Genomic DNA, 4,071 nt, shown 5'->3' with positions numbered 1-4,071 from the left:
TAATAATTTAAAGAGTTTCAGTCTGTCTCTCTGTTAATTGTACAGCAGTCGCTATTACTATTAGGAAATTATTAAATTCTCAAATTTAGTCACAGCAATAAATAATTTAACTTCTGATACCAAATACGGTTATTAAAAGTACCTTTTTCCAAATCCTCTATAACCATCTCCCCATCTCCCTATCCCCCCATCTCCCCACCTCCCCAAAAGGATACTCTATAAACCGGATTTAGTATAACTTCTGACTTCTGACTTCTGACTTCTGACTTCAGCTATACCTACTATCAAATTTAAGTCCATAACTTCTTCACAATCAAAACTTCAAAATTATGGAAAAAACCCTTGACAAACTCCTAGATGTAGGTGCTATTATATTAAATGTTGACGAAATGGGGCGTCGCCAAGCGGTAAGGCAGCTGGTTTTGGTCCAGCCATTCGGAGGTTCGAATCCTTCCGCCCCAGTTAAACTAGATTAAATGAATAGACTGAGAAAATCTGTACCTAAGTCTTGCTTGACTAATTGAAATAGCAGTAAGCTTTCATCAATCAAATAATCAGTGTATGATGGGGGTTTGAATCCCCTATCAACCCATACCACTACAACCCATACCACTAATTGGAATAATATAGTTGGAGACCTGTACCCTTAGTTTTTTAGCTGAAAGCTGGAAGCTGTTTGCAAAGCATTCCATCAGGAAAAGCTAATAGCTTGTTAATTCCTCACAGCTATCTTGAATTTGTGGATTCTACTCTCATCAGTTTACCCCCATTGTCTGTACGATAAACCCATTGATCTTTGTCATTAGACAAGACAAGACGCCAACCTTCTACTAATCTTTGTCCACAAAACTCATCATTTTTTGGCAACCCCAAACAAGTATTTGGCCAAGTCTCTTGAGTGACTTCACTAACTTTGATTGTTTCAGGTGCAATACCTATTTGACTGCCTAAATGTTGGCGAACAGCGTCAACTATATCATTAGGGATTTTTTTAGCTTGATTGGCAAGTTTTTCTGTCTCCTCAGGAATTGGTTTACTCAACTTTTTCACATCACCAAAATTATCATTAATAGAGGTTTGTTTAACAACAAGTATGTGATTGAGAGATTTATTACTTAGGGGAAAAGGTTGAGATATTTCTGTCTGAGAGTCAATTTTAGTCTCTGTTGCAGATTTTAAAAGATTGGCAAACTTATCAGCTTTGGAAGTAATTTTGCCATTTGTCTCTACTTGGGGAGATTGAAGAACTTTTACAGCAGCAATTGCTGTTTCAGTGAGATTCGGATATGCTTCAGCAGCTAAGATTCCAGTTAAAATTAATGCTAGTAAAAAAGGATGAGGGGATTTCCGATCGAATCGCTCATTTCCATCCGGTTGATAATTTTTAGAGTTAGATTTCATAGTTAAGATCCTTTGATTATTTATAGGTTTACTTATTCTTATTAGTTAGATGAGATGTTATTCTGGAGCTATGGAATTCTAATAGGTTGTTTAGACGATTGAGATACAAGTTGAAGTTTGATTTTTTTATGCTTACAGAAATTAGTCTATAAATAAAATAATTTATTTCTAGGGCTTGCTAGGTTATGCTAAGTTAAAAGATTAATAAACCTAAATTTTTTAAATCTCTGTCGATCAAAATAGGGACAGAATCGTAAAATAAACATGATTAGTTAACTCAAACGATATATTTATACTCCACTTTTCAGCACTAAAACGGACTTGATTTTTTCCTCATGGTCTTATTAGTATCAGATATTACAAATGTATCTAAATAAAATAGACTTGAAAAAATTCAGTTAGTTCCATCAGAAAATCATCAAAACAACTCTTTTTTAACTTCTATTTCACTTGGTGTGTTTTCCGGAAACGAAATATTTTCTCAAAGCTTAAGAGTAATGAAAATTGGCTTGGAAAATTTCAGCCAAATTACTTAATTAGAGCAAATACCAACAACTAACAACCAGATGCTACAATGCCAAACTCATCAAATCCCGAATTTTCACAGAAAAATTAAATTTGTAATTTCATCATAATTTAGAAGTTTTTACTAATGCAGAAAAAGATTTTCTTTGGCAATAGACAAATAGTAAGTAAGTACAAAAAATTATCTATACTATCACCAATTTAGCAAAAGAAGCTCTATATTTTAATATAGCCAGAGGACTCTTGTTAAATTGGCATGGGGATTAACTGCGAGATGCGGGGTTTAAATTATAGATCCAGGGATATAGCAGTTCTCATATTAATGAAGTACAGTATTTTTATGTATTTCTTATTCTCTGTTCCCTCACAGGAGTGCGCGTTCCCTCTCTTGGTCGATTGGAGGCAAGCGAGGAAACCTCGCCATCCCTCGACCGCTTGCGACTTACCTCTTGCTGCCTCTTGCAGAGGAGCTTCCCTAACTCTAACGTCGTCGCGGGGTCGCACCGCTTGCGTATTGCGCACCCCGCGGGATATGACCGCTTGCGTCACCTCGCCGACACAGGGTAGCATAGGTATTCCCTAAAATCCAAAACTTATGCATCTCACCCTTGGTGAGAATTGCTATACAAAGTTTTGTATAGCAATCAGGAATAATTTTGATAAATATTTAAGAACAATTAAGAGCAATCAAAATCCTTTTATATTCTGAGGACTGACTCCTAATTACCACTAAAATCTTACAACTGAAATATGATTGCTATAGCTATTTCAAAAGGAGAATTAATTAACCAAATATCCTCAATTATTGTTTAGTGTACTGCACCAACTTAAATTCTGATCGAGAATACTTAAGCATAAAAGAAAAGGTTCAAATAATTCGTTAAAACTCCAAATTAATACCAATTTAAGAGAATGTTGTTAAATTGGATTTATTCGTAAGTAGTTGGTTTTATCTATACTATTTCTGTGTAACAATCCCCTTAATGATTCTCGGTAAAACCTTAATTGTACTCATGATTGATCAGATATTTAAGAACAATTAAGAGCAATCAAAATCCTTTTATATTCTGACTCGGTCCGACTGACTTGCCCTCCTGGGAGGGGTTAGGAGTGGGTTGACTCCTAATTACCACTAAAATCTTACAACTGAAATTTAATTGGTATAAATGGTATTAAGTAGAGCGCAAGTATCTTAATAGTTTTACAGACGATTTTGAAATTGGTATAAGATAACTAAACTACATGACAAAATTACCAATACTCAGAGAGATTAACATTTTAAACTAGTTAATCAACTAGGCAACTTAGCAAACAATATTTTTGTTAATCTATTAACTTGATTTCTTAGTAATATCAAGCCATAAAAAAGAGTATTACAAATAGCAAGAATGATTTAAAAATTTGAGATAATATGAAATCCGGTTATACAGTTATCGAAAAATTCCCTTCATATTTTCCAGACCTTCCAGAGAATACTCTTAAATAATTCCCACTATCAAATCCTCAGTATTCTAACTTCTGACTCGGTTCTCCTGACTTCTAAATCATACAATAACTAATTACCAAGATTTGAAATAAAATATTGCTTTATATTTATGGGAAACAGAACTTAGAGAATTTGCCAAAGTAGAAAATAATTATACATCAGCTAAGAAAAATAGCCAGAGATTAAAATCAATTGATGCTCAAGTTTGACAACAGATATGAAGAACTTTCAATAAAATCTTCTCTAAGATGAAAGTTAAAGGTTGTGAAAGTCTTAGATGCAATAAAAATATGACGAGCTTTGTCTTTTCAAGAATATTAAAAAATTGCTTGGGTTGTGGTTAAATAAAATTACCTCAATATAGGATAAATAAAAATTAGAATTTTATCTAGGGGGTACAACTCAGCTTGTTCGAGTTGCTTATTGTTATATAGCAATCACCGAATGAGATGTGAGAATTGAGGTGTTCCTTAAAAGGATAGAATATAGCAGTTATCTTATGAATAAGATACATCTTCTTCTTCCTACATGTTCCATTCAATAGATTTAAACTTACTTCCCAGATGATATGTCCATCGTAGTGTTGTCCTTTTTTGGCTTTAACTTGTGTCGTTGTAATATACTCAATTGTAAACAGATCCTCGTTTACGATGATTGTA

1 protein-coding gene and 1 tRNA gene are annotated in these 4,071 nt (G+C 33.7%); one reads left to right on the top strand and one right to left on the bottom strand.

The window, feature by feature from the left end:
* The first annotated feature begins 390 nt into the window (after window positions 1-390).
* A tRNA-Gln gene (locus F6K22_RS34485) sits at window positions 391-462 on the top strand.
* A 264-nt stretch (window positions 463-726) separates the two neighbouring features.
* On the opposite strand, the gene F6K22_RS34480 is transcribed toward F6K22_RS34485, so the two are convergent.
* Entirely contained in the window at window positions 727-1,401 is a 675-nt protein-coding gene (locus F6K22_RS34480) for a hypothetical protein (protein ID WP_293108816.1), read from the bottom strand.
* Window positions 1,402-4,071: the final 2,670 nt, after the last annotated feature.

The sequence above is a fragment of the Okeania sp. SIO2F4 genome (genome assembly GCF_010672385.1).
Lineage (GTDB): Bacteria > Cyanobacteriota > Cyanobacteriia > Cyanobacteriales > Microcoleaceae > Trichodesmium.
This window is presented reverse-complemented; position numbering and strand designations above follow the sequence as displayed.